Source organism: Mycobacterium sp. NGS58, assembly GCF_059812385.1.
The window spans coordinates 45,205-69,885 of sequence record NZ_JCALCO010000007.1 but is presented as its reverse complement, the minus strand read 5'-3'; the positions used below and the strand labels follow the sequence as shown (position 1 = coordinate 69,885).

Sequence of the window (24,681 nt, the reverse complement as noted above, 5' to 3'; positions counted from 1 at the left end):
CGACGAGGACTCTTAACTAGTTATGGCCAAGAAGGACGGCGCCATCGAGGTGGAAGGCCGGGTGGTCGAGCCCCTGCCCAATGCGATGTTCCGCATTGAGCTGGAGAACGGTCACAAGGTGCTTGCCCACATCAGCGGCAAGATGCGGCAGCACTACATCCGCATCCTGCCCGAAGACCGGGTGGTGGTGGAGTTGTCTCCCTACGACCTGTCCCGTGGCCGCATCGTGTACCGGTACAAGTAAAGCGCCTGATCTTTAAAAACTACGAGCGAAACAGAACAGGATCGAACAGCCGTGAAGGTGAACCCCAGCGTCAAGCCAATCTGTGACAAGTGCAGGGTGATCCGTCGGCATGGGCGGGTCATGGTGATCTGCTCCGATCCGCGCCACAAGCAGCGCCAGGGCTAGCCCCAGGGCAAGCCGCGCCCCCGACACAACTGAATGCAGACCTCCCAGCACCAGTGAGCGGCTGGCATCTATAGAGATGGGCCAGCTCATCCCACGCCCGGACGGAGGCCGGGCCCCGCGAGATACCACCCCTACCGGGGCTGCGGGAACGGGCTGGGAACAGACCTCCGCCTAGAAAAAGAGGAAACGCCACCCATGGCTCGACTAGTCGGCGTCGACCTTCCGCGGGACAAGCGGATGGAGATCGCCCTGACCTACATTTTCGGCGTCGGCCGCACCCGGTCGAACGAGATTCTCGCAGCTACCGGCATCGACAAGGACCTGCGCACCAGGGATTTGACCGATGACCAGCTGACCCACCTGCGTGACTACATCGAGGCAAACCTCAAGGTCGAGGGTGACCTCCGCCGCGAGACGCAGGCCGACATCCGCCGCAAGATCGAGATCGGCTGCTACCAGGGCCTGCGGCACCGCCGCGGCCTGCCGGTGCGCGGTCAGCGGACAAAGACCAACGCGCGCACCCGCAAGGGTCCCAAGCGCACCATCGCCGGCAAGAAGAAGGCCAGGTAACCCCGATGCCACCAGCAAAGAAGGCAGGCGCCGCCGCGCCCAAGAAGGGTCAGAAGACCCGCAGGCGGGAAAAGAAGAACATCCCGCACGGCGCCGCCCACATCAAGAGCACCTTCAACAACACGATCGTCACCATCACCGACCCCCAGGGCAACGTCATCGCCTGGGCGTCGTCGGGTCACGTCGGCTTCAAGGGATCCCGGAAGTCGACCCCGTTCGCGGCCCAGCTGGCCGCCGAGAACGCCGCGCGCAAGGCGCAGGAACACGGCGTCAAGAAGGTCGATGTGTTCGTGAAGGGCCCGGGCTCGGGCCGGGAGACCGCGATCCGGTCGCTGCAGGCCGCCGGCCTGGAGGTCGGCGCGATCGCCGACGTCACCCCCCAACCGCACAATGGCTGCCGCCCGCCGAAGCGCAGAAGGGTCTAGGAGAGACAACCATGGCTCGTTACACCGGACCCATCACCCGCAAGTCGCGCCGGCTGCGCACCGACCTCGTCGGTGGCGACCAGGCCTTCGAGAAGCGTCCCTACCCGCCCGGCCAGCACGGCCGCGCGCGGATCAAGGAAAGCGAATACCTGCTACAGCTGCAGGAGAAGCAGAAGGCCCGCTTCACCTACGGCGTGATGGAAAAGCAGTTCCGTCGCTACTACGAAGAGGCCGTGCGGCAATCCGGCAAGACCGGTGAGGAGCTGCTGCGCATCCTCGAGAGCCGGCTGGACAACGTCGTGTACCGGGCCGGTCTGGCCCGGACCCGCCGCATGGCGCGTCAGCTGGTCAGCCACGGACACTTCAGCGTCAACGGAGTGCACGTCAACGTCCCCAGCTACCGGGTGTCGCAGCACGACATCATCGACGTGCGCGACAGCTCGCTGAACACCGTGCCGTTCCAGATCGCGCGGGAGACGGCGGGCGACCGCCCGATCCCCAGCTGGCTGCAGGTGGTGGGGGAGCGTCAGCGCATCCTCGTCCACCAGCTGCCCGAGCGGGCACAGATCGACGTGCCGCTCACCGAGCAGCTCATCGTCGAGTTCTACTCGAAGTAAGGACTTTTCGAGCCGACCGGCTCGAAAACCCTAACGGCATCAAATAGCGGGTGCCGAGAAGGAGAAGAAGAAACACCATGCTGATCTCTCAGCGACCCACATTGTCGGAGGAAGTCCTCACCGACAGCCGCTCCCAGTTCGTCATCGAGCCGCTGGAGCCGGGATTCGGTTACACCCTGGGCAATTCGTTGCGCCGCACGCTGTTGTCCTCGATTCCGGGTGCGGCCGTCACCAGCATCCGCATCGACGGTGTGCTGCACGAATTCACCACCGTGCCGGGCGTCAAGGAAGACGTCACCGCGATCATCTTGAACCTCAAGAGCTTGGTGGTGTCCTCCGAGGAGGACGAGCCCGTCACCATGTACCTGCGCAAGCAGGGGCCGGGCGAGGTCACCGCCGGTGACATCGTGCCGCCGGCCGGTGTCACCGTGCACAACCCCGACCTGCACATCGCGACGCTGAACGACAAGGGCAAGCTCGAGGTCGAGCTGGTCGTCGAGCGCGGCCGGGGCTACGTGCCCGCCGTGCAGAACCGCGCCTCCGGTGCCGAAATCGGCCGCATCCCGGTCGATTCCATCTACTCGCCGGTGCTCAAGGTCACCTACAAGGTGGACGCCACCCGTGTCGAGCAGCGCACCGACTTCGACAAGCTGATCCTGGACGTCGAGACCAAGAGCTCGATCAACCCCCGCGACGCGCTGGCGTCGGCCGGTAAGACCCTGGTCGAATTGTTCGGTCTGGCACGCGAACTCAACGTCGAGGCCGAGGGCATCGAGATCGGGCCGTCGCCGGCCGAGGCCGACCACATCGCGTCGTTCGCCCTGCCGATCGACGACCTGGATCTGACGGTGCGGTCCTACAACTGCCTCAAGCGCGAGGGCGTGCACACCGTCGGCGAGCTGGTGAGCCGCACCGAGTCCGACCTGCTCGACATCCGCAACTTCGGTCAGAAGTCCATCGACGAGGTGAAGGTCAAGCTGCACCAGCTGGGCCTGTCGCTCAAGGACAGCCCGCCGAGCTTCGACCCCTCGCAGGTCGCGGGTTACGACGTGGCCACCGGCACGTGGTCCAGCGAGGCGTCCTACGACGAGCAGGACTACGCGGAAACCGAACAGCTGTAGAAGAATTCCGTCCCGGCCCTACCTGATACGGGGGCCGGCCCCAATTAGGAGACAGTCGCATGCCCAAGCCCACCAAGGGACCCCGCCTCGGCGGGTCGTCGTCGCACCAGAAGGCCCTGTTGGCCAACCTGGCCACGTCGCTGTTCGAGCACGGCCGAATCAAGACGACCGAGCCGAAGGCGCGTGCGTTGCGGCCGTACGCCGAAAAGCTGATCACGCACGCGAAAAAGGGTGCGCTGCACAACCGTCGAGAGGTGCTGAAGAAGATCCGCGACAAGGACGTGGTGCACGTCCTGTTCGAGGAGATCGGCCCGTTCTTCGCCGACCGCAACGGCGGCTACACCCGCATCATCAAAGTCGAGCCGCGCAAGGGCGACAACGCGCCCATGGCCGTGATCGAGCTGGTGCGGGAGAAGACGGTCACCTCCGAGGCCGATCGGGCTCGTCGGGTGAAGGCTTCGAAGAAGACGGATGCACCTGTCGCGGCGGCGGCGGCACCTCAGGCGGCTGTCGAGCCTTCCGAAGCCGTCGGCCCGACGGTCGAGGAAGTCACGGCCGAGGCCGAGGAGACCACACCCGAGGCCGAGCCGACCAAGGCGCAGGCCGAGGCCGAGGAGAAGGCCGACAAGGCCGTGGCCGCGCGAGCCGAAGCCGAAGCCGCCGAGGCGAACGACGAGGCTGACGAGAGTTAACGAGAACGTCCGTCTGCGGCTCGACATCGCCTACGACGGAACGGGTTTCGCCGGCTGGGCCACTCAGGCCGGCCAACGGACCGTGGCGGGAATTCTCGACGAGGCGCTGACGACCGTCTTTCGCACGCCGGTGCGGCTGCGGGCGGCGGGACGCACCGACGCCGGAGTGCATGCCACCGGCCAGGTGGCTCACGTCGACGTGCCGTTGGACGCGCTGCCGAACGCCTATCCGCGTGCACCGCACATCGGTGAGCCGGAGTTCCTGCCGCTGCTGCGCCGGCTGGGCCGGTTTCTGCCCACCGATGTCCGGGTCGTCGATATCACCCGGGCGCCTGGGGGTTTCGACGCCCGGTTCTCGGCGCTGCGGCGTCACTACGTGTATCGCATCTCGACGGCGCCGTGGGGTGTGCAGCCGCTTCAGGCCCGCTACGTCACCGCCTGGCCGCGCCCGCTGGACGTCGAGGCAATGGCGGCCGCGTCGCGAGATCTGCTGGGACTGCACGATTTCGCCGCGTTCTGCCGTCATCGCGAGAACGCCACCACCATTCGCGACCTACAGCGACTGGACTGGACCCGCGACGGTGACCTGATCACCGCGCACGTCAGCGCCGACGCGTTCTGCTGGTCGATGGTGCGCTCCCTGGTCGGCGCGCTGCTGGCCGTCGGCGAGCGCCGCCGCCCCGTCTCCTACTGTCGCGAATTGCTCAGCGCCACCGAGCGATCCAGCGACTTCGCCGCCGCACCCGCCCACGGGCTGTCGCTGGTCGGTGTCGACTACCCGCCCGATGACCAGCTGGGCGCGCGCAACCTGATCACCCGGGATGTGCGCTCGCGGGACTGAGCGGTCACAGCCTGGCTGCGACGAAGCCCGCGGCCTGATCCACCAGCCCGGAGTCGATGTACGACGGCTGCAGATGCGAAGGCCAATTCAGCCCCGCCGCAGAGCAGATCGGGTCACCCTTGGCGCACACATCGATGGTCTTGGCGGCGAAGGCCGGGTCGAAATCCGGAACCGGGCCAAGGACTTTGCGGGTGCCGTTGCCGAACAAGGCGATCGCGGCCACCTGCTGATCCAGTGCCGGTGGCAGCGGGTTGGTGAATCCGAATGCCGGTTGGGTCACGGCGACAACCAGATCGGCGGAGACGGCACCCAGCGAATAGCCGCCGAGCACCTCGCGGGTGCCCGGGCAGGTTCTCGCCATCTGCTGGACGTGCGCGCTCATGTCGTTGGCGCCCTTGGCGGGGCTGACATCGGCGGGATAGTTGACGCCGTAGGCTCCTACCGGCATGCGCACCTTCGCACGCAGGGAATTGACGAACGCGGCACCGACGTAACCGACGCCGGGTGGCTCCTCGCGGCCGCGGGCGAAAACCACTTCGGCACCAGGGCATTCCGCCGATGCGGCCGGCATGGGAAGGGTGGTGACCGCCAGGGCGAGCAGCGATGCCGCCGCGATGGGCGCGGCACCCGCCGCGCCGCACCAGCGCTGACTCAAGGTCAGACCCTGCCCGCGACGAAATTCGCGGCCCTGTTGGTCAATCCGGGCACGTAGCTCAGGTGCGAACTCCACTGCGTGCCCCCCGAGCAGATCGGGTCGCCCGGGTTGCACAGGTCGATGGTCTTGCCTTCGAAATTCGGGGACAGGGCGCTCATCAGCTGACCCGCCCGGCCGGACGGATTGCCGAACAGGGCGACGGCGGCGACGTGGTCGGCGGCCTGGGGCGGCAACGGCTGGCGGTAGCCGAGGCCGGATATCGGTGCGGCCGTGACGATGTCGACGACGGCGGCGCCCTGGGAGTAGCCGCCCAGCACCAGTTTGGTGTTGGGGCAGTTGACGGCCATCTGCTGAACGTGCGTGCTGGCGTCGTTGGCGCCGTTGGTGGCGGCCAGGAAGTCTTTGCTGGCCGGGTAGTTCACCCCATATGCGCCAACGCTTTTGCGGGTCTGCTCACGCAGCGCACTGACGAAGGCACCGCCCACCTTGCCGACACCCGGTGGCTCGTCGGTGCCCCGGGCGAACACCACCTCAACACCGGGACACGACGCCGACGCATGCGGAACCAATTGGGGAGCAATCAATAACGCGCCCGTCACGCCAACTCCGATGCCCAGCCCGAACGGGATAAGCCTCACACAGCGATGTTAAGGGGGCGTTGATAACCCGACGGTAACGATTTAGACGAGAGGTGCTTGCGGTGCGTCCGTAACCGGAGCCGGCACCGACGGCGCGGGGGCCGGACCGGGGCCGGTGCCGCCGTGGATCGACGGGCCCGACCCGGGCGGGTTCTGCCCGTAAACCGGCGACTGTGGACCGTACCCGGGCTGTTGTGGACCGTAGCCGGGGGAGTTCTGCGGGCCGTAGCCGGGACCCAGCGGCGGACCGAACGCGGGCGACTGCTGGCCGAGGCCGGCGGCCGCCAGTTTCTGCGCGACGAACGCCGCGGCCTGGGTGGTGTAGACGGGGACGTAGCCCTCGGTGTGCCCACTCCACTCGTTACCGGGGCCGGCGTGGCAGATCGGGTCGTTGGGGTTGCACAGGTCGATGGCCTTGGATCCCAGCAGCGTGCTCTGGCTGGGCAGGGTGCCGCCGGCGCGGTCGGCCACGTCACCGAAGGTGGCGACGGCCGCGATGTTGCTGGCGTACTGCGGCGGCAGCGAGCTGCCCCAGCCGATGCCGCCGATCGGAACGCCCGCCACGATGTCCATCACCGAGGCGCCCTGCGAGTAGCCGCCCAGCACGATCTTGGTGTTGGGGCACTTCTCCACGCTCTTCTTGACGCGGTCGATGGTGTCGTTGGCGCCGTCGCCACCGTGCAGCTGCAACTTGCTGGCGGCGTAGTTCACGCCGTAGGGCAGGATGTTCAGGCCGTTGGTCTGCTGACGCAGCGAGTCCACGAACGCGTCGCCGACCCGGCCCAGGCCGGGTGGCTCGTTGGTGCCGCGGGCGAAGATGACCTCGACGTCCGGGCAGTCATCGGCGGAGGCTTTCGGCGCTGCGGCGGGGGTCGCGACCAGGCCAGCAGCGATAAGCAGGGCAGAAGCACCGAGGCCGATCAAACGGCCTGCTGACCGCGCGGTGCCCGCCCGACGGGTACGTACACGGTGAGAATTCACCGGGCAATTTTACCCAACTTGTGCTGCGCGGAAACCCGAATGACCTGTGGATAAACGCATCGGCGCCCGAAAAAGGCGGCTTACCGTGGCCGTTTACGAAAGTTTGAAGTCAGGAGATCGGGTGCCGCGTCAGCCGGCCGCATGGCTGCACGTCAGCGCTTATCGGTATTTGCTGCGGCGCATCGAAAGCGCATTGCTGGGGGAGGATGTCCGGGCGGGGCTTCGCTCGAGCACCCATCCGGTGGCTTTCGGGTGCTTGATCACCGCTGTCGCGGTGGCCGGCTGCGCGCTGCTCGCCGTGTTGCGGCCTCATGTGACGCTGGATCGCGCGCAGATCGCGGTGACCCGGGAGTCCGGCGCACTTTTCGTTCGGGTAGGTGACGCCTGGCATCCGGTGCTGAACCTGGCCTCTGCCCGGCTCATCGCCGCGGCGGCCGCCAACCCGCAGCCGGTCACCGAATCCGACCTGAGTACCACCAAACGCGGTCCGCTGCTGGGCATTCCGGGCGCGCCGCAGTTTCTCGGCAGGCCGTTGTCTCCAGAGGATGTGGGTTGGTCGATCTGCGCTAGCGCTGGCGCTGGCACCACGACCGTCATCATCGGCCGCCGCTCCGAGGAGCCAGCGTTGCATGGCGTTCCCGCCGGGCAAGCGATTCTGGTCGGCACGGCCTCCGATTCGCCTGCCTACCTGCTGTACGGCGGCCACCGGGCGATGGTGGACCTCGACGACGTCGCCGTGGTGCGCGCGCTGCGCCTCGAGGGCAGAACGCCGCTGCTCGTCGCGCAGGCATTGCTGAATGCCGTGCCGGAAGCGCCACCGATCGCACCCCCGCGGATCCATGGGCGGGGCGCGACGACGCCGGGTCTGCCCGGATTCGCTGTCGGCAGTGTGCTTCGCATCACACGAGCCGACGGCGACGAGTACTACGCGGTCTTAGCAGCGGGAGTGCAGCGCATCGGCCAGGTAGCCGCCGACCTACTGCGGTTCGACAACCCGCAGGGAACGGCCAACCCTGTCACCGTCGCGCCGGATGCGATCCGGGCCGCCCCCGTCGTCGCCGATCTACAGGTTGGCCTCTTTCCTGACCGGGCGCCAACGCTGTCAGATCCGGGCGACACCTTGTGCGCCGGCTGGGAGCGGGTGCCGTCCGGCCGGAGTGACATCGCTTTCCTGTCCGATAGCCGGCTACCAATCCCGCCCGGCCGGGCGCCGGTGGCTTTGGCGCAGGCCGACGGCCCCGGCCCTGCTGTGGACGCCGTCTACCTGCCGCCCGGCGCAAGCGCCTACGTGCGCGCCGGTGACAACGCCGGTACCCGCTACCTGATCACCGACACCGGCGTCCGGTTCGCCATTCACGACGACGACGCCGCGCGCGCCCTCGGCCTCGGCGAAGCGGGCCCGGCGCCGTGGCCGCTTCTCACGCTGTTGCCCGCCGGGCCCGAGCTGAGCCGGCAGAACGCATCAATCGCACGGGATGCGTTCGTGGGCTCGCCGTAGGCGACCCCTGATTGCCCCGGCGGCCAGCGCGAGAACCAGCGCAACCAGACAGCACGCGGCTCCACGCAGCGCGGTGTCGCGCGCGCGAGAATCGCGCGGTTGGTTCGGCGTCGGCGCGGTGATCGGCGCGGGTGCCTTCGCTGGGCCGGGCCTGTCGCCGGGAGGACCGGTGCCGGTGCTGACCGCGGCGAGCGGGTCGATGGTGCCGTTGCCGACGAGGGGATCCCAACCGGCGGGTGGATGATGCGCCGTTGTCTCGATGCGCTGCATCACCTGGCGGGCGGTCAATGCCGGGAAGCGGGCCCGGATCAGCGCGGCCAGCCCGCTGACCACCGGGGCGGCATAGCTCGTGCCGGATACCGGTTCCGGCGCGAGTGACGTCACCGCCTCACCGGGCGCCGCGACATCCACCCAGGGGCCGGCAAGGGTGAATGCCGATGGCGTTCCATGGACATTCACCGAGCCGACGGTCAGCACGTAGTCGTCGTACCATGCCGGACTCACGGCGACCGTGATGGTCTGCCAGGTTGCGTCGGTCCGCTGCGCTGGACACTGTCCCGCGCCGCCCGCATTGCCGGCCGCTGCCACGACGACGGCGTTTTTGACGTCGACGGCGTAGGCCAGTGCCGCGCCCAGCGCGCGGTCGTCGAGCGCCGACGTCGCAGGTGTGCACGCAACCGACGAAATGTTGATCACCGAGGCTCCCAGATCTGCCGCCGCCCGAACGGCTTTCGCCAGGGTGTCGACGTCACCGACCCCGGTGTGGGACCGGTCGCCGGTGGGGGCGAACTTCGCGCTGGACTGACGAATGCTGATCAACGTGGCTTCCGGGGCAATCCCGCTGAAGCTGTCGGCCTTGGAATCGGCTGTGGCCGCGATGATTCCAGCAACCAGCGTGCCGTGCGCGTCGCAGTCCTGCGTGCCGTCGCCAGTGGAGACGTAGTCGCCGCCCGGCATTACATCGGGCAGTCGAAGGTGTCGTGAGATGCCGGTGTCGATGACCGCGACCCGTTGCCCAGTGCCGCGGCTGAGTTGCCATACCGACGCCAGGTCACCCAAACCCGTCGGCAGCTTGCGGCCCGGTGCCGAGTCAACCGTCATCGTCGCGCAAATCTCGCGCTGCACGGTCGGTCGCGGGGGCGCAGGCACGGCGGGCTTGGGCAGCCACCTCTCATCGACATCCGGCGGTGAAACCGCCTGCGCCGTCGGCATTCCCCACGCGGTCGCCAGCGTCAACGCCGACACCGCCAGCAGGCGGACCGCCGGATAAAGACTCATGATGTGAGGTTCAATCCGCGAACGGCGCCGTAGAGGCCACATATCCAGCAGGTCAAGGGAACCATGGCGGTCAGCACCAACAACTCGACTAGCCCGGCGCATCGGCGCAGGGCGGGTGAAAAGGGCCGCGTCGGTCCGACGAAGCCCAGGTACATCGCCCCGGCGACCGCCAGCATCGTGGCCGCCGCGATCCAGGGGCCGGACACCGGCGCGCGCGAGACCGCAACGCCGAAGGTCGTTGCGGTAACCAGAATTCCGCACATCGCAAACACGACCCTTTTTCTCGTGTCGGCGGATCGGGAGCGCAGCAGCAGTAGCGCACCGGTGAGCGTGCCGAACGCCGTGCACGTCAGCCGCGGCGCGCCCGCAAGCACGGTGACGATGGCGCCCAGCGTCGCCGAAGCCGACAATCCGGCAAGCAGGCCGGTCAACCACCTATCGGCGCGGACCGTCCGGGAAAGCGTTGTCGCGTCGGCCGGTTCGAGGTCCGCCGCGTCAGGTGTGCTGAGCTTGGGCGATAACCCGGCCAAAGCTATCGATGCGCGTGCCGCCACGGGAAGCAGGCCGACGGATGCCAGTGCCGCTGCCGAAGCGACGGTGCGCAGCGGAGCGCCGCCGACCACGCCCGCCAGCCCCGCCGCCGCGATGACCCCGGCGCAGCTCGACACGGCGGTCGAGGTGACCACACCGCAACCCGATGTGCGCATCGCGACAATCACAGTGACACCGCCCGCGGCCGCGGCCAGCAACACATTGGGCACGCCTGGCGCGCCGGGCACCGCGACGAAGCCGGCACTCGCCGCGAACGCCGTAGCAATGAGGCTCAACGCCAGCCCGGCGGTCTGGTCCTGATAACCGCGGTGCGCCACGACCGCCAGCACGACGGCGAGACCACCGGCTGCCACCAACGGGGTGACCGCCGTGGCGGCGTCCCGGTTCGCGTTGAGGCGCAATGCGTTACGCATCAAGGTCAACCCGCCGACGGCGGACCAGGCTATCGCCGCCGCTACCCCGATGAGTCGGGCCGCGCGCGTGTGTGAAACGCCGCTGCGTGGCTCGGTCGCCGCGTCGAGTGCCGCCGACACGACCTCGGCCGCATCGAAGTAGCGGGGAGCGGGCAACGGTGCGGTGCTCCGGCTCAGCACGAGGATCGCACCGTCGCCGATCCCATGCTGCGCCAGCGTCATCGACGGATCCAATCCGGATGCGCCGGGCAACGACAAGCGATAGCGCCAGGGTCCGTCGTGGTCGACCCTGAGGATGTCGACGACCGACGGAATGAGCGCGGCGACAGGGATTCCGGTGGGCAGGGTGACGTCGACGACGGCAGCGTCCCAATGCACTGACACGCGGCGCAACCCGGTATCGGATGGAGGCAAAGCGATCCCTTCCGTCGGATTGGGAAAACATAGCCAGGTCCGTACGACCCGGTATCCGGTTGTGCACAGGTGACTTGCCGCCGCTGTCGGCGCTACTTAGCGTCATCGCACCGGAAGGGGATAGAGGTGACCCAGGCTGTCGTGGCGGCGGCGGACATCGTCATTGAGGCGCCGCCGGACCTGCCGTCGTCGACCGTGCCGGGCACACTCGCAAGGCTGCTGCCGGTGGCGCTTTCGCTGGTGGGCATGGGCGTCATGGCCGCGATGTTCACCGCCGGCACTGGGGCGACACGTAACCCGATGTTTGTGGCATTTCCGGCCACGATGTTGGTGTCGACCGTGGTGACGGGACTGGCCGGTCGTGCGCGCGGGCACGGCGGCAGCGTCGATGCCGACCGCGATCAATATCTGTCCTACCTCAGCGGACTGAGTCGAAGCGTGTTCGAAATCGCTGTGGCACAACATCGGTCAGCGATCAGCCGGGATCCCGACCCCGACACGCTGTGGACGTTGATCGACGGTCCGCGGATGTGGGAGCGTCGGCCAACCGACGCCGACTTCTGCCTCGTCCGGGTGGGCATGGGAACCCGGCCGCTCGCCCGCCGCTTGGTTGCCCCGCAGCTTCCCTCGGAGGAGCTCCGCGATCCGGTCACCGCCGCGGCACTCCAGCGTTTCCTGCATGCGCACTCGACGGTCCGGGCTCCGGTCACGGTCAGCCTGCGCGCGGGGACACGCGTGACGATCGAGGGTGACCGGGGCGAGGTGCGCGGGCTGCTGCGCGCGGTCCTTTGCCAGCTTGCCGTCCTGCACGCGCCCGACGACGTGCTGATCGCCGCGGCTGTCGACGACGCGAACCGCGGTCACTGGGATTGGCTGAAATGGCTTCCGCACAATCAGCATCCGGTACACCACGATGACGCGGGCCCGGTGCGGATGATCTACCCGAGCACAGCGGAGGCTCGGCAAGCGCTTGCCGCGGTCCAAGGACCCGAAGTGGTGGTCGTCACGGACCTGGCCGTCGACATCGATCCGATCATCGGCGCAACCACGGTCGTGGTCGGCACCGGCCGCGACGGCGCACCGTTGCTGATCCGGACGTCCGCCGATCCGGCACCTGGATGGTGTCCCGACGGGATGGCGCCCCTGGACGCGGCGATATGTGCGCGCCGGCTGGCGGGGTGCCACCCAGGCATCGGACGGCCGGGTGGTGCCGAGCCGAATTGGCCACGCTTAGCCGGGCTTTCCGATCTGAACCGCTTCGATCCCGTCGCCTTGCGGCGCCGCCGACGAGACCGCGACCGGCTCCGCGTACCGATCGGAACCACCGTCGGCGGTGCCCCAGTCGAGCTGGACATCAAGGAGCCGGCCGAAGAGGGGATGGGCCCACATGGGCTGTGCATCGGCGCCACCGGGTCCGGCAAGTCAGAGCTGTTGCGCACCATCGCATTGGGCATGATGACGCACAACCCGCCCGACACCCTCAACTTACTGCTCATCGACTTCAAGGGCGGGGCAACCTTTCTCGAGTATGCGCACGCCCCGCACGTGGCGGCGGTGATCACCAATCTGGCCGACGACGCCCCGCTGGTGGCGCGGATGCGCGATGCCCTTTCCGGCGAGATGAACCGCCGTCAACAGCTGCTGCGGAGCGCGGCCTGCGTCAGCATCGCGGCGTACGAAAGGGCGCGTGGCGTTGGCGGGCTGCCCCCGCTGCCCACACTGTTCATCATCGTCGACGAGTTCTCCGAATTGCTCAGCCAGCAACCCGATTTCGCGGACACGTTCGCCGCGATCGGCCGCCTCGGCCGGTCGCTGGGCATGCACCTGCTGCTGGCCAGTCAGCGTCTCGACGAGGGCCGGCTACGCGGACTGGAAGCCCACCTGTCGTATCGAATGTGCTTGAAGACACTGTCGGCCAATGAATCCCAGACCGTGTTGGGTAGTCTCGACGCATACCGACTGCCGGGCGCACCCGGCGCCGGTTTTCTGCGCATCGGCGGCGGTGAACCGATTCGCTTCCAGGCCGCGTTGGTTTCGGCGCCGCTGCCGACGAATACGCCGGCCGGCGGGCGGGCTGTCGCGGCGCGGACGGTGCAGGTGTTCGGCACCCGGGTGACCGGGACGATCAGCCGCGCCGCCCCGGCGAGCGCGGTGCCCGAACGAACCATCTCGAGTGCTGTCCTGGATCGGTTGTCCGGCGAGGGGCCGCCCGCGCACCGCGTATGGTTGCCTCCGCTCGGCCCGGCGCCGGCGTTGCACACCGTCCTGGCCGACGCCGCGTGCGCGCCGGGTGGCCTGACCGTCCCCATCGGGATGGTCGACCGGCCCTTCGACCAGTGCCGGACGCCGCTGGTGGTCGACATGTCTGGATCCGCAGGCAATCTGGCGGTCATCGGCGCACCCCAATCCGGGAAGTCGACCGCGCTGCGCACGTTCACGACGGCCTTCGCGGCGACGCATCGTCCGAGTCAGGTGCAGTTCTACTGCCTGGATTTCGGTGGTGGGGCGCTGTCGGTGTTGCGCGGTCTGCCGCATGTGGGTGCGGTCGCGGGCCGGGCCGAGCCACGTCTGGTCGGCCGGATAGTCGCCGAATGCGAGTCGGTCGTTCGTCGCCGAGAAGCCTTGTTTCGCGAGCATGGCATCGCGTCGATCGCCGAATACCGGCAGCGGCGTGGGGACATCGAATCATCCGCTGACCGGTTCGGTGACGTTTTCCTCGTCATCGACGGCTGGGCAAGCGTGCGACAGGAATTCGACACGCTGGAAGAGTCGGTCACCGCGCTGGCGGCTCAGGGGCTTTCGTACGGCGTGCACGTGGTGTTGTCCGCGTCGCGATGGTCCGAGGTGCGGCCATCGTTGAGGGATCAGATCGGTACGCGCATCGAGTTGCGGCTGGGTGATCCCGCCGACTCCGAAATCGACCGCAAGGCGGCGCAGCATGTTCCGCGTGACGGCGCGGGTCGTGGTCTTTCCCGTGAGGGCCTGCACATGGTGATCGCCTTGCCCATCGCCGACGTGCCTGTGGGCGAATCGGTTGCTCCGCCGATACCGCTGCTGCCGGAGCACGTGGATCGCGAGGCGATGGTGCGCCGGTGGGGTTCCGAGTTGGGTACGCGGATACTGCTCGGTGTGCGGGAGCACGAACTGCGGCCATTCGCAGTCGATTTCGAACGCTGTTCGCATCTCCTCATTCTCGGCGGCAACGAGTGCGGGAAGACCGCGACGCTGCGGACGTTGTGCCGCGAGATCGTCCGGACGAGGACGCCCGCCCAAGCCCAGCTGTTGATTGTCGACTTTCGTCGCGCGTTGCTCGCCGTCGTCGAGTCGGAACATCTCAGCGGTTACGCCATGTCACCCGCCGCCCTGACTGTGTCGCTGTCCGACCTGCTCGCGGCTCTGCAGGCGCGGATGCCACCGCCCGACGCCAGCCAGGCTCACTTGCTCACTCGCCCTTGGCGGTCCGGACCGGACCTCTACGTCATCGTCGATGACTACGACCTGGTGGCCGGGCCGGCGGGTAACGGCCTGGCACCGATCGTCGAATTTCTGCCGTATGCGGCGGATCTGGGATTGCATCTGGTCATCGCTCGCCGCAGCGGCGGACTCGAGCGCGCGATGTTCGAGCCGCTGTTGGCGAGCCTGCGCGACCTCGGGTGCGCGTCGCTGATGATGAGCGGGTGCCCAGGGCAGGGGGCGTTGGCCGCCGGTACGCCGGTGCGACTGCCGCCGGGCCGCGGTTTCTTGGCCACTCGGGCCGGGGACGAGGAACTTGTCCAGGTTGCCTGGAGCCCAGCGTGAGCGAGCACCCCGCGGTTGTCGAAGCCGGGCCCGGCACCATTCGGCGGTTATGTTGCGCCACAGGCGCCGTCGCCGGCGACGAGATGGCTGAGATCGTTTCGGCGGCGCTTGATGCGATAGACGACCGGGTGGCCCTGGTAGGGGGGCGGCCCGTGGCCGTCGACGCACTGTGGGCAGCGGCATTGCGATCAACAACCCGCGGTCACTGCGACGGAATGGTCGTCGTGCATCCATCCTGGTGGTCGGCGTCGCGGGTAGGTGTGGTGAGCGAGGCCGCCGGGGCCGTGGCAGGTCAGACGCGGACGCGATCGTCGCTGCTGAGGCAGGCCTCGCGCGCCACATCCGATGCGGCCGTAGTGGTCGAGATAGCCGAGCGGCTGGTGGCGATCACCGCGGGCGAGGTCACGGCTGTACCACGCACCGCCGAACCGCAGGCCGTCGCCCGCGACGTTGCGGGCCTCGTCGCGGCGACGGCGCCCGACGCCGTGCTGATCGACGCCCCAAGCACCGTTGCCGGTGCGCCGGCTCTGGCGGCGATGATCGCCGACGCGGTACGCGGGGGCGGTCACAACGTCCCAGACATCGTCCAGATCAACGACTTTCGGCTGGCCGGGTTCGCACGGTCGAGCTATCCGGCAACGCCCGATCCGCAGCCGCCGCCCGCCACCGCACGCGCCGGCGCCGGCGGACCGCACGGCCGGACGCGCGGCGGGCTCGTGGCGGCCGCGATCGTGATCGCCGCGGCGGCGCCCACCGCGTTGACGATGGGCCGACCCGGTGTGGTGGCATCGAAGCCGGTGCAAACGGCACCTATGACCTTTCTGGTGGAAGGCCGGGTGGCGCTGTCGGTGCCGGCGACGTGGGCGGCGCAGCGGGTGGTCAGCGGACCAGGCTCGGCCCGGGTACAGGTCACGTCGCAGGCAGATCCCGACGTTGCCTTGCACATCACCCAGTCACCGGTCGCCGGCGAGACACTCGCCGGCACCGCCGAGCGGTTGAAGCACGCGATCGACGCCGAGGCCCCGGGGGTGTTCGTCGACTTCAACCCGTCCGGAACCAGCGCCGGGCGCCCGGCGGTGACCTACCGCGAAGTGCGCCCCGGTCATCAGGTGCGCTGGACCGTGCTCCTGGACGGTCCGGTTCGGATCAGCATCGGTTGCCAGAGCCGGGCCGGCGATGAAGACGCCGTCCGCGATGCCTGCGATCAGGCGGTGCGATCCGCCCACGCGATCGGATGAAAATCGGTGGAACCTAGGGGCCGCCGCCGGGGTCGTATCTGGTATGGCTGCAATGAACACTCTGAGCACCGATCTGGACCTGATGCGGTCGGTGGCCGGCACCACCGACGCCCGCAACGAGGAAATCAGGGCGCTGCTGCAGGCGTTCGTCGGCCGCATGAACGACGTGCCGCCGTCGGCATGGGGTGGGCTCGCGGCCGCCCGCTTCAAAGACGTGATGGATCGCTGGAACGCGGAGTCGGTGCGGCTCTATCACGCCCTGAGCGCCATCGCCGACACCATTCGGCACAACGCGGCCGCCCTACAGGAGGCCGGCCAAAACCATGCACACCACATCGCCGCCGCCGGCGGGGACCTGTGACGAGAGAGAGGATTCCCGTGGACCCGGTGCTTTCCTATAACTTCGGCGAAATCGAACACACGGTGCGTCAGGAAATTCACTCCACGTCGGCCCGCTTCAATGCCGCGCTGGAGGAGCTGAGATCCCAGATCGCACCGCTACGGCAGCTCTGGACCAGCGAAGCGGCCGCCGCATACCAAGCCGAGCAGCTCAAATGGCACCAGTCGGCGACCGCGCTCAACGAGATTCTGGCCGCTCTGGGAAACGCGGTCCGCGACGGTGCGGAAGAGGTGGCCAACGCCGACCGCCGGGCTGCCGGCGTCTGGGCGCGGTAGCGGCCGAATAGACCACTGCGCGGAGGTAGCCGCGCTGTGAGACTGTGTGGTCCCGGCGGAGGAGAGCCGTTGGGACCACACAGTCATTTTGACCTGCGGGGATGGCGGTCGGTAAGCTGCTCTGTTGGCGTGCGGTACGCCGGGGCCTCGGGTCAATGTCGGTCGCCGAGACCAAGCCCGGCCGCGACGCCTGACCGGCCCCCGGGTCGCACCGGGATCACCCCGAGCCAAGAGGCTCGCAAAGAGAAAGTGGTAAGCGCTGTGCCTACGTACACGCCAAAGGCGGGTGACACCACGAGGTCGTGGCACGTCATCGACGCCACGGACGTGGTGCTTGGCCGCCTCGCCGTCGCGGCAGCCACCCTGCTGCGCGGCAAGCACAAGCCGACGTTCACCCCCAATGTCGACGGCGGTGACTTCGTCATCGTCATTAACGCCGACAAGGTCGCCTTCAGCGGCCAGAAGCTGGACAAGAAGCTGGCTTACCGCCACTCGGGGTACCCCGGCGGTCTGAGCAGCCGAACCATCCGCGAGCTGATGGACAAGCACCCCGACCGCGTCGTGGAGGACGCGATCGTCGGCATGCTGCCCAAGAACAAGCTCGCCCGTCAGATCGCGCGCAAGCTGCACGTTTACGCCGGCCCGACGCACCCCCACGTCGCACAACAGCCCGTTCCGTACGAGATCAAGCAGGTGGCCCAGTGACCGAAACGACCGAGGCCGTGGAAAACCCCGAGAACCCGGAAAACCCGGAGACACCGGAAGCCGCAGAAGCCGTCGAGGCGGTGGCCGAGGTCACGGAAGCCCCGGTCGAGGCCGCTGAGCCCGCCGAAGCCGCCGCGCCGGCCGCGTCCTTCGTGTTCGACCGGCCCATCCAGACCGTCGGCCGCCGCAAGGAGGCCGTGGTGCGGGTGCGCCTGGTGCCGGGCACCGGCAAGTTCAACCTGAACGGCCGCACCCTGGAGGGCTACTTCCCCAACAAGGTGCACCAGCAGCTCATCAAGGCGCCACTGGTCACCGTCGACCGGGTGGACAGCTTCGACATCTACGCGCTGCTGCACGGCGGCGGCCCCTCGGGGCAGGCCGGCGCGCTGCGATTGGGCATCGCCCGGGCACTGATCCTGGCCCAGCCCGAGGACCGGCCCCCATTGAAGAAGGCGGGATTCCTGACGCGCGACCCGCGTGCCACCGAGCGCAAGAAGTACGGCCTGAAGAAGGCGCGCAAGGCGCCTCAGTACAGCAAGCGCTGATCAGCAGTCGCTATCCGGCCACAACTTGGCATCGTGGTGCACAAGTTGTGGCCGGTTGCGGCGTGTCCGCGCCCGGACGTGTCCGGTTTCCGCCACAAAGGAACGGGCACGTTAGGTGCTAGCCCGTCAATTGTGAGAGGTTTGGTCGCATGGGTCGACTATTCGGCACCGACGGTGTCCGTGGGGTCGCCAACCGCGAGCTGACCGCCGAGCTGGCGCTCGCGCTGGGCTCGGCGGCGGCGCGGCACCTGGCGAGCACGCCGGCGCCGGGCCGGCGAGTCGCGGTGATCGGTCGCGATCCGAGGGCCAGCGGCGAAATGCTGGAGGCCGCCGTGATCGCCGGGTTGACCAGTGAAGGCGTCGACGCGCTGCGCGTCGGGGTGTTGCCCACCCCCGCGGTGGCCTACCTGACGGGCGCCTATGACGCCGACTTCGGGGTGATGATCTCCGCGTCGCACAACCCGATGCCCGACAACGGCATCAAGATCTTCGGCCCGGGCGGACACAAGCTCGACGACGGCACCGAAAACGACATCGAGGCGCTGGTCGCCGGTGTCCGTGCCGAATCCGGATCGCGTCCGGTCGGCGCGGGGATCGGCCGGGTCATCGATGCCGAAGACGCGGCCGACCGCTACCTGCGCCACCTGAGCAAGGCCAGCGCGCTGCGCCTCGACGGATTGACCGTGGTGGTGGACTGCGCGCACGGCGCGGCCTCCGCGGTGGCCCCGCGCGCCTACCGCGCGGCCGGTGCCCGGGTGATCGCGATCAACGCCGACCCCAACGGGCTCAACATCAACGACGACTGCGGCTCGACACACCTCGATTCGCTCCGCGCGGCCGTCGTCGCGCACCGCGCCGACTTGGGCCTGGCCCACGACGGGGACGCCGATCGCTGCCTGGCGATCGACGCAGGAGGCAACCTGGTCGACGGCGACCACATCATGGTGGTGCTCGCGCTCGCGATGCACGAGGCCGACGAACTGGCGTCCAAGACGTTGGTGACAACCGTGATGAGCAATCTGGGGCTGCATCTGGCGATGCGCTCGGCCGGAATCACGGTGCGCACCACGGGAGTTGGCGACCGCTACGTCCTGGAGGAATTACGGGCCGGCGACTACAGCCTGGGTGGCGAGCAGTCCGGGCACATCGTGATGCCCGCCCTGGGCTCGACCGGCGACGGCATCGTCACCGGACTGCGGCTGATGACCCGCATGGTGCAGACCGACTCGTCGCTGGCCGAGCTGGCATCCGCGATGACGACGTTGCCCCAAGTGCTGATCAACGTGACGGTCGCCGACAAGGACACCGCCGCCAGCGCGCCCGCGGTGCGCAGCGCCGTCGGGCAGGCCGAGGCCGAGCTGGGCGACACCGGCCGAATTCTGTTGCGCCCCTCTGGAACCGAACCGATGATTCGCGTCATGGTGGAAGCGCCCGAGAAGGATATCGCTCAGCGGGTCGCCACGCGGGTCGCCGAAGCGGTCAGCGACGCGCTGTAGATCTTCCCGGAACCTCGCCGCGCCCGGTGGCGTCGGATAAGGCATGAAATCCGTTGGGGGAACACGTCCTGTAGCCATCGCCCGCACGCAGCTCGACCCATCGGCGGCGCGGCGCGTCGCTAACCAATTCGCGATGGCGGCCGACTTCATCGACCGCGCGGTGAGTGACCACTTGTCCAGGCTGGCTTTCGGCGGGGCCGACGCGGGGCGGACGCACACCGCGCGCGGCGACGCGCTTCGCGTGGAGTTGGAGCGGTTGGTTGCACAGGTGTCGCAGTGGTCTCGCGTGTCGGCCGAGATCGCCGCCGCGCTGCGGTCGAGCGCCGAACGCTACGCCGACGCCGAACTGTATGCCGCGGCGCGGATCGCTTAGCCCATGGCCGACCGATTGGATGTGGCCGCGCGCCTCGCCGAGGGCCGGGGCGCCGTCGAGCACACGCAGACCTACGTGCAGGCCTGCCATGCCCTGGGGTACCAAAACCCAGATCTGACAACGCATCCCGCGCAGGTCCGCGAGCGGTATGCGGCCGAGGACGGCCTGGACCTGCGCGCGCTGGACCGCGACTGCGCGGAGTTGCGGGCGGCGGGCGTGGTGGCGGCCGAAGCGCTCCGGATGCAGCGCGCACAGGTCGCCGAGCTGGCCGCGGCGTGGACCGGCCCGGGCGGGGACGCGGCGGTGCAGCTGTTGCAGCGGCATTGCGACACCGGGGAGGCCGTTGTCACCGAGCTGCGCGCGGCGGCCCAACGATGCGAGTCGCTGCGCGACAACCTGTGGTACCTGGTTGATTCAGAGGTGGCCACCGCCATCGCCGTCGACGACCGCGTGCGCGATCAGCGACCGGCATGGCTGACCGCCGCTGCCGCGGTGCTGGCCGGAGACCGAGATGGCGCCGCCGACGTGATACGCCAGCAGGTGATGCCGTACGTGGACAACGACATTCGCAACGACTGGGTACCGGCGATGCGGTCCGCCTCGGACGGCGTCGAGACGTCCTATGCCATGGTCATCGACAAGATGATGGCCGTCCCGACGGCGCGCTTCGAATTTCCCGGCGACTTCGCGGCGGGAGTCGCGCCGGTGCAGCTCGCCCCGCCGGTGGACGCCGCATCCGTCCCGGGAGCGGATCCCGCGCCGACGTGCCCGGCAGCGGATCCCGCGCCGACGTGGACGGCCGCCGCGCCCGATCCGGTCAGCGCCGCACCGGCTCCGGTGGCTCCGGCACCGCCGACGGCCGCCGCCGCGCCACCCGGGGACTGGGGAACCGCGCTCGGTGATGGCCTGGGCATGCCGGCGGGTGATCTGGGTGGGCTCGGTGGCGGCGGCGGCCTTTTCGGACTGGCCGGCCGGATCGTCGACGCGGTCGGCGGGCTGATCGGATCAGCCGGCGACGGGGTGGACGGCTCGGACGCTTTCGACGACGGCGAGGACCCTTTCGACGAAAGGCCTTTTCACGCAGACGATCCCGAGGATGCTGTCGCCGACAAGGCCCCCGATGAGCCAGACGATCCAGATGAAACCAACCAGCCCATCGACGATCCTCAGCCCGAGGACGACAACACAGCTCAACCGGTCGGGGCCCCAGCGCCAGCCGACACACCGGCACCGGACGCGCCGCCGCTACCTCCGGCCGCCCCCGTCGCCGAACCGGCACCGGCGGCCGACCAGGGATCGACGCCGTGCGAGATCGCCGCCGACCAGCTTCCGCAGGCGGGGCAATGACGGCTCAGGGCTGCAGCTTCAGGGCTTCCTCGACAAACCGCATGGACTCGTCGCGGTCGGCGGCCAGCGGGTTCACCAACAGTGTGGTCACACCCGCCTCGGCGAAGGCGGCCATGCGTTCGGCGACGTATCCGGGCGGGCCGATCAGCGACATGCCGCGCACCAGCTCGTCGGGCACCGCGTCGATGGCCTCCTGCTTGCGGCCGGACAGGTACAGCTCCTGGATCCGGTCGGCGACCTCACCGAACCCATACCGGGTGGCCAGATTGTGGTAGAAATTGCGGCCCTTGGCGCCCATCCCGCCGATGTAGAGCCCCAGCTGCGGCTTGACCCACGCCAGCCGCTCGTCGACGTTGTCCCCGATGGCCAGCGACGCGTTCACCATCACATCGAGGCGCCCCAACCCGGGATCACGCCTGGCGGCACCGGCCGCCAGCGACTCGCCCCAGATCGATGCGGCCTTGTCGGGCAGGTAGAAGACGGGCTGCCAGCCCCCGGCGATCTCGGCGGTGAGTTCGACATTCTTGGGGCCCAACGCGGCGATGCTGATTGGAATGCGTTCGCGTACCGGGTGATTGATGAGCTGCAGCGACTTTCCCAGACCCGTTCCGCGATCCGCGGGCAACGGCAGCTGGTAATGCTTGCCGTCGTATTGCACGCGTTCGCGGCGCCACACCTTGCGGCAGATCTCCACGATCTCGCGGGTGCGCCCGATCGGGGCGTCGAACGGGACGCCGTGGAACCCCTCGATCACCTGCGGCCCGGAGGTGCCGATGCCGAGGCGGAACCGCCCGTCGGACACGTAGTCCAGTCCCGCGGCGGTCATCGCCAACAGCGACGGCGTGCGGATGTAGATGGGCAGCACCCCCGACGCCAGCTCGACGGTGTTCGTCTTGGCGGCCAGATAGCCCAGTTGGCTGATGGCGTCGAAGGCGTACGCCTCGGCGACCACCACGACCTCGATCCCCGACTTCTCGAGTTCGACCACACGTTCCACGGCCTCGTGAAAGCCACCCGAATAATTCAGAGCGATCCCGATTCGCATCAATGACACTTACCACGCTGTCGCGCGGGCCGGGATCCTCAGCCCGCCGAAGTGCCCGTCCAGTACTCCGCGAACCGTTGGCCGTCGGCGGCGAGGCGAAGGATGTCGTTGCCGGTGAACGAGACCGGGCCATCGGGACCCAGACCGGTGCCCACCCAGCGCCCGGCGACCAGCTCGCCATCCGACAGCGGACCGATCTCGATGGCAAAACTCAAGTCCGAGAACATGCTTCGCGTTTGCTCGATTACTTGAGCAAGCTCCTGGGGTCCGCACACCTCCCGGCCTGGCCAGTGGCCCACGAAGTCGTCGGTGACGATCTCGGCCGCGATCGGCCGGCCGTTCCACAGTTCGATGATCCAGCGGTCGTAGAGCGCTTGCACGGTCGACATGAAGGTCAATTACCCAGTCAGCCTTGCCGTCTCACTTGAGCAGCGCGACGATCTTGTCTTCCAGCGGGATCGCTTCGGCCTCGGGGTCGATCGCATCCGTGCCCGGCAGGTGGACTTGCGGATCGGCGAACTCGCGATATTTCTTGTCGCCGCCCAGGGTGTAGAGCAGGTAACCGGTCAGCAGCGCCCGAACCGACCGCTGGGTGCGCCGGTGCGCACCGGCCAGCCCGAGCACCTTGGTCAGTCGGCGGCCCTCGACCAGCCCACCGGATTCGGCCTTGCTGACGATGCGCAGCGTGGCCGCGTCCCACACGTCGGCCAGCGCCAATGCGTTGGAGGTCAGCGTCTTCGGATCGCCGGGCGCGGTGAAGATCACCCCCGGAACCTTCAACCCCGCGGCCGGCTGGTGGGCCGGTGGGCTGGTGACGCTCGGGAAAATCGCCGCGACCGCGGCGGGCTTGGCCGGCATCCCGGCCGCGGCGAACACCGCAGCCGAGCCGCCGAAGCCGTGACCGGCCACGCCGAGCTTGGCCGGATGCACGCTGATCTTGCCGGGGCCCAGGCGCACGCCGGACACGATGTCCAGGGCGGTGCCGAGATCGAAGGCGAGGTTCAGCACCGAGGGAGCCAGGCCGCGCTGGGTGTCGGGAGCGCCGGCCACGATGCCCCATGACGCCAGATGCTCGAGCAAGTTCGAATACCGGGCCGCGCCGGTGAGCCAGTCGTGGGCGAACGCCACCGCGGGCAGATTCAGTCCCTCTTCGGGGGTGTACACCACGCCCGGCAGGCCGGCGAAGGCCAGGTCACCACGCAAAACCCGATGGGGGCCACGGCGGCTGAGAGCTGCGACGAGCTTGCGGGTGCGGGCCACGCGTTGACGTTAGCGCATCGCAAGGGGACGTCGGGCGAGACGGAACGCCGCCCGGCCGCGCCGGTGCGTTCTAGCCCCTGACCTCAATGACACCGATCCGCCACAAAGCCGCGTAGAGCTGGTGCAGCGGGACTGACAGCAGTTTGGTGGTCATGTCCATCAAGGGGTTTCCGGAATCGGCCGACGCCTGCGGGCGTGGCTTGGGCGACTCGTGGGACGCCGGCGCCATGGGGGCGGGCACCAGATCGTCGTAGCGAACTGCGGTCACGATTGCCTCCTCATGGTGCCCGGCGGGCGGTCCAAAAAGTTACGCATCTCAATACGACCCGTTGCACAATTCCCGGTTAACAACCACTGACGATGAGAATTCATATGTCGGCTAAAAGCGTGGTCCCAGGTAGCCAGAATATCTGACCTGTGCCTGATAAAGGCCTGCCCGCAAATCGATGACGACAATTCTGTGGCTGTCACGCTCCGCAATCGTGATCGGACGGGCTTCAAGCAGCTCGGCCCCGCAGCGCCTTGAGGTTCTTCCCGGTCTTTGCTGATATTTCGGATGTTAAGGCGGTGCGTCCCGTGGATACCGATGTGAACGAAAACGTCGCAAATACATCAGGTGAAATACAATTACGCCTTTATGACGACGGAGTGAATGGGCTCGGCGGATGGATCCAGGACGTCCAGCCGGCGCCGTCCCAATAGCGCTGCCCCGGCCCCGACGGGTCGCGATACCAACCCGGGGGCGGCCCGGCGGGCACGGACGCGGTGGGGGCGTAGCCGGCCGTCGCCGGTTGTGCGGCCAACTTGCGTACCTGGCGGATAGCGGTCCAATTCGAGATCAGCGCGGCCCAATTCATCGCCAACAGCGACAACACGCTCCACCAGCCGGCCAGCAAGTTGTGGGTCTGCGCGCTGCGGTACGCGCGTTCGCACTGCTCGAGGGTGCCGGTGAAGGTGTAGGTGCGCTGCGAAAACATGACGACCGCGCCGATGTGCTCGGTGAGCCGAACGGAGAACTGACGGTAGGGATAGGTCACAGTTGTCCTTTCGCGCAGGTGGGCGGCCTAACCCTAACCGCGGAGTGCGGGGTTGGTA

28 protein-coding genes are annotated in these 24,681 nt (G+C 68.4%); 18 read left to right on the top strand and 10 right to left on the bottom strand.

All coding sequences use genetic code 11. The annotated features are described in order from the left end of the window. Nucleotides 1-22: 22 nt before the first annotated feature. From infA to truA, 8 genes are all read left to right on the top strand, one after another. A complete protein-coding gene (infA, locus tag AC5Y4H_RS08835) occupies nt 23-244 on the top strand; it encodes a translation initiation factor IF-1 (protein WP_003418601.1) in 222 nt (73 codons plus the stop codon). 51 nt (nt 245-295) lie between these two features. Beyond that, complete coding sequence (rpmJ, locus tag AC5Y4H_RS08830; protein WP_003879483.1) at nt 296-409, top strand: 50S ribosomal protein L36; 114 nt, start codon at nt 296-298, stop codon at nt 407-409. A 195-nt stretch (nt 410-604) separates the two neighbouring features. After that, complete coding sequence (rpsM, locus tag AC5Y4H_RS08825) at nt 605-979, top strand: 30S ribosomal protein S13 (protein ID WP_067129331.1); 375 nt, start codon at nt 605-607, stop codon at nt 977-979. A 5-nt stretch (nt 980-984) separates the two neighbouring features. Next, on the top strand, nt 985-1,404 hold the full coding sequence (gene rpsK, locus AC5Y4H_RS08820; RefSeq protein ID WP_067345980.1) for a 30S ribosomal protein S11: 420 nt from the start codon (nt 985-987) through the stop codon (nt 1,402-1,404). A gap of 11 nt (nt 1,405-1,415) precedes the next feature. Then, a complete protein-coding gene (gene rpsD / locus AC5Y4H_RS08815) occupies nt 1,416-2,021 on the top strand; it encodes a 30S ribosomal protein S4 (RefSeq protein ID WP_067833946.1) in 606 nt (201 codons plus the stop codon). Nucleotides 2,022-2,098: 77 nt separating this feature from the next. Beyond that, complete coding sequence (locus tag AC5Y4H_RS08810) at nt 2,099-3,142, top strand: DNA-directed RNA polymerase subunit alpha (protein ID WP_499980412.1); 1,044 nt, start codon at nt 2,099-2,101, stop codon at nt 3,140-3,142. A 59-nt stretch (nt 3,143-3,201) separates the two neighbouring features. Then, a complete protein-coding gene (rplQ, locus tag AC5Y4H_RS08805) occupies nt 3,202-3,834 on the top strand; it encodes a 50S ribosomal protein L17 (protein ID WP_499980411.1) in 633 nt (210 codons plus the stop codon). Continuing rightward, on the top strand, nt 3,821-4,675 hold the full coding sequence (truA, locus tag AC5Y4H_RS08800; RefSeq protein WP_499980741.1) for a tRNA pseudouridine(38-40) synthase TruA: 855 nt from the start codon (nt 3,821-3,823) through the stop codon (nt 4,673-4,675). Before rplQ ends, truA begins: the two co-directional genes overlap by 14 nt. 4 nt (nt 4,676-4,679) lie before the next feature. Here the strand turns inward: truA and AC5Y4H_RS08795 are convergent, their stop codons facing one another. The 3 genes from AC5Y4H_RS08795 to AC5Y4H_RS08785 form a co-directional block, all read right to left on the bottom strand. Beyond that, nucleotides 4,680-5,246, bottom strand: a complete 567-nt coding sequence (locus AC5Y4H_RS08795; protein WP_499980739.1) for a cutinase family protein — start codon at nt 5,244-5,246, stop codon at nt 4,680-4,682. Between the two features lie 86 nt (nt 5,247-5,332). Further along, nucleotides 5,333-5,968 carry a cutinase family protein gene (locus tag AC5Y4H_RS08790; protein ID WP_499980409.1) on the bottom strand — a complete coding sequence of 212 codons (636 nt, stop codon included), beginning with the start codon at nt 5,966-5,968 and terminating at the stop codon, nt 5,333-5,335. Between the two features lie 42 nt (nt 5,969-6,010). After that, the gene (locus tag AC5Y4H_RS08785) at nt 6,011-6,949 is read right to left on the bottom strand and encodes a cutinase family protein (protein WP_499980407.1); all 939 of its coding nucleotides are present in this window, start codon (nt 6,947-6,949) and stop codon (nt 6,011-6,013) included. A 121-nt stretch (nt 6,950-7,070) separates the two neighbouring features. On the opposite strand from AC5Y4H_RS08785, the gene eccB reads away from it, so the two are divergent. Then, nucleotides 7,071-8,447, top strand: coding sequence for a type VII secretion protein EccB (gene eccB / locus AC5Y4H_RS08780; protein WP_499980406.1), 1,377 nt, complete (start codon nt 7,071-7,073; stop codon nt 8,445-8,447). Here the strand turns inward: eccB and mycP are convergent. Together mycP and eccD are read right to left on the bottom strand one after the other, a co-directional pair. Next, on the bottom strand, nt 8,412-9,725 hold the full coding sequence (mycP, locus tag AC5Y4H_RS08775; RefSeq protein ID WP_499980402.1) for a type VII secretion-associated serine protease mycosin: 1,314 nt from the start codon (nt 9,723-9,725) through the stop codon (nt 8,412-8,414). The genes eccB and mycP overlap by 36 nt on opposite strands. Then, entirely contained in the window at nt 9,722-11,083 is a 1,362-nt protein-coding gene (eccD, locus tag AC5Y4H_RS08770) for a type VII secretion integral membrane protein EccD (protein ID WP_499980737.1), read from the bottom strand. Before eccD ends, mycP begins: the two co-directional genes overlap by 4 nt. A gap of 162 nt (nt 11,084-11,245) precedes the next feature. Here eccD and eccCa point away from each other — a divergent pair, with 162 nt between their 5' ends. The 9 genes from eccCa to AC5Y4H_RS08725 all read left to right on the top strand — a co-directional run bounded on the left by eccCa (nt 11,246) and on the right by AC5Y4H_RS08725 (nt 21,281). After that, entirely contained in the window at nt 11,246-14,902 is a 3,657-nt protein-coding gene (eccCa, locus tag AC5Y4H_RS08765; RefSeq protein WP_499980734.1) for a type VII secretion protein EccCa, read from the top strand. Then, complete coding sequence (locus tag AC5Y4H_RS08760) at nt 14,899-16,140, top strand: type VII secretion-associated protein (RefSeq protein ID WP_499980400.1); 1,242 nt, start codon at nt 14,899-14,901, stop codon at nt 16,138-16,140. The genes eccCa and AC5Y4H_RS08760 overlap by 4 nt, the downstream gene beginning before the upstream one ends. Before the next feature lie 43 nt (nt 16,141-16,183). After that, a complete protein-coding gene (locus tag AC5Y4H_RS08755) occupies nt 16,184-16,501 on the top strand; it encodes a WXG100 family type VII secretion target (RefSeq protein ID WP_499980399.1) in 318 nt (105 codons plus the stop codon). Between the two features lie 11 nt (nt 16,502-16,512). Beyond that, on the top strand, nt 16,513-16,815 hold the full coding sequence (locus AC5Y4H_RS08750) for a WXG100 family type VII secretion target (RefSeq protein ID WP_499980729.1): 303 nt from the start codon (nt 16,513-16,515) through the stop codon (nt 16,813-16,815). Nucleotides 16,816-17,076: 261 nt separating this feature from the next. Beyond that, entirely contained in the window at nt 17,077-17,520 is a 444-nt protein-coding gene (gene rplM / locus AC5Y4H_RS08745) for a 50S ribosomal protein L13 (RefSeq protein ID WP_499980398.1), read from the top strand. Nucleotides 17,521-17,600: 80 nt separating this feature from the next. Continuing rightward, nucleotides 17,601-18,065 (top strand): 30S ribosomal protein S9, encoded by a 465-nt coding sequence (gene rpsI, locus AC5Y4H_RS08740; protein ID WP_499980723.1) that lies wholly within the window; start codon nt 17,601-17,603, stop codon nt 18,063-18,065. A 149-nt stretch (nt 18,066-18,214) separates the two neighbouring features. Next, nucleotides 18,215-19,561, top strand: a complete 1,347-nt coding sequence (gene glmM / locus AC5Y4H_RS08735) for a phosphoglucosamine mutase (RefSeq protein ID WP_499980396.1) — start codon at nt 18,215-18,217, stop codon at nt 19,559-19,561. Between the two features lie 43 nt (nt 19,562-19,604). Then, the gene (locus AC5Y4H_RS08730) at nt 19,605-19,934 is read left to right on the top strand and encodes a type VII secretion target (protein ID WP_499980395.1); all 330 of its coding nucleotides are present in this window, start codon (nt 19,605-19,607) and stop codon (nt 19,932-19,934) included. Nucleotides 19,935-19,937: 3 nt separating this feature from the next. Next, nucleotides 19,938-21,281 carry a hypothetical protein gene (locus AC5Y4H_RS08725; protein ID WP_499980394.1) on the top strand — a complete coding sequence of 448 codons (1,344 nt, stop codon included), beginning with the start codon at nt 19,938-19,940 and terminating at the stop codon, nt 21,279-21,281. Nucleotides 21,282-21,285: 4 nt separating this feature from the next. Here AC5Y4H_RS08725 and AC5Y4H_RS08720 read toward each other — a convergent pair whose 3' ends face one another. The 5 genes from AC5Y4H_RS08720 to AC5Y4H_RS08700 all read right to left on the bottom strand — a co-directional run bounded on the left by AC5Y4H_RS08720 (nt 21,286) and on the right by AC5Y4H_RS08700 (nt 24,623). Next, the gene (locus AC5Y4H_RS08720) at nt 21,286-22,326 is read right to left on the bottom strand and encodes an LLM class F420-dependent oxidoreductase (protein ID WP_499980393.1); all 1,041 of its coding nucleotides are present in this window, start codon (nt 22,324-22,326) and stop codon (nt 21,286-21,288) included. A gap of 38 nt (nt 22,327-22,364) precedes the next feature. Continuing rightward, nucleotides 22,365-22,715, bottom strand: a complete 351-nt coding sequence (locus AC5Y4H_RS08715) for an ester cyclase (protein ID WP_499980391.1) — start codon at nt 22,713-22,715, stop codon at nt 22,365-22,367. 31 nt (nt 22,716-22,746) lie between these two features. After that, a complete protein-coding gene (locus AC5Y4H_RS08710) occupies nt 22,747-23,586 on the bottom strand; it encodes a dienelactone hydrolase family protein (RefSeq protein ID WP_499980389.1) in 840 nt (279 codons plus the stop codon). Nucleotides 23,587-23,656: 70 nt separating this feature from the next. Next, nucleotides 23,657-23,854, bottom strand: a complete 198-nt coding sequence (locus AC5Y4H_RS08705) for an Rv1535 family protein (RefSeq protein WP_499980387.1) — start codon at nt 23,852-23,854, stop codon at nt 23,657-23,659. A 367-nt stretch (nt 23,855-24,221) separates the two neighbouring features. Beyond that, on the bottom strand, nt 24,222-24,623 hold the full coding sequence (locus AC5Y4H_RS08700; RefSeq protein ID WP_499980385.1) for a DUF2510 domain-containing protein: 402 nt from the start codon (nt 24,621-24,623) through the stop codon (nt 24,222-24,224). Nucleotides 24,624-24,681 lie beyond the last annotated feature (58 nt).

Bases quoted from the DNA above. Each gene is read 5' to 3' on its own strand.
- AC5Y4H_RS08810 (WP_499980412.1), top strand. From the start codon at position 2,099: ATGCTGATCTCTCAGCGACCCACATTGTCGGAGGAAGTCCTCACCGAC.
- AC5Y4H_RS08720 (WP_499980393.1), bottom strand. From the start codon at position 22,326: ATGCGAATCGGGATCGCTCTGAATTATTCGGGTGGCTTTCACGAGGCC.
- rpsD (WP_067833946.1), top strand. From the start codon at position 1,416: ATGGCTCGTTACACCGGACCCATCACCCGCAAGTCGCGCCGGCTGCGC.
- AC5Y4H_RS08755 (WP_499980399.1), top strand. From the start codon at position 16,184: ATGGCTGCAATGAACACTCTGAGCACCGATCTGGACCTGATGCGGTCG.
- AC5Y4H_RS08715 (WP_499980391.1), bottom strand. From the start codon at position 22,715: ATGTCGACCGTGCAAGCGCTCTACGACCGCTGGATCATCGAACTGTGG.
- mycP (WP_499980402.1), bottom strand. From the start codon at position 9,725: ATGAGTCTTTATCCGGCGGTCCGCCTGCTGGCGGTGTCGGCGTTGACG.
- rpsM (WP_067129331.1), top strand. From the start codon at position 605: ATGGCTCGACTAGTCGGCGTCGACCTTCCGCGGGACAAGCGGATGGAG.
- rpsK (WP_067345980.1), top strand. From the start codon at position 985: ATGCCACCAGCAAAGAAGGCAGGCGCCGCCGCGCCCAAGAAGGGTCAG.
- glmM (WP_499980396.1), top strand. From the start codon at position 18,215: ATGGGTCGACTATTCGGCACCGACGGTGTCCGTGGGGTCGCCAACCGC.
- rplQ (WP_499980411.1), top strand. From the start codon at position 3,202: ATGCCCAAGCCCACCAAGGGACCCCGCCTCGGCGGGTCGTCGTCGCAC.
- AC5Y4H_RS08795 (WP_499980739.1), bottom strand. From the start codon at position 5,246: ATGCCGGCCGCATCGGCGGAATGCCCTGGTGCCGAAGTGGTTTTCGCC.
- AC5Y4H_RS08725 (WP_499980394.1), top strand. From the start codon at position 19,938: ATGGCCGACCGATTGGATGTGGCCGCGCGCCTCGCCGAGGGCCGGGGC.
- AC5Y4H_RS08730 (WP_499980395.1), top strand. From the start codon at position 19,605: ATGAAATCCGTTGGGGGAACACGTCCTGTAGCCATCGCCCGCACGCAG.
- infA (WP_003418601.1), top strand. From the start codon at position 23: ATGGCCAAGAAGGACGGCGCCATCGAGGTGGAAGGCCGGGTGGTCGAG.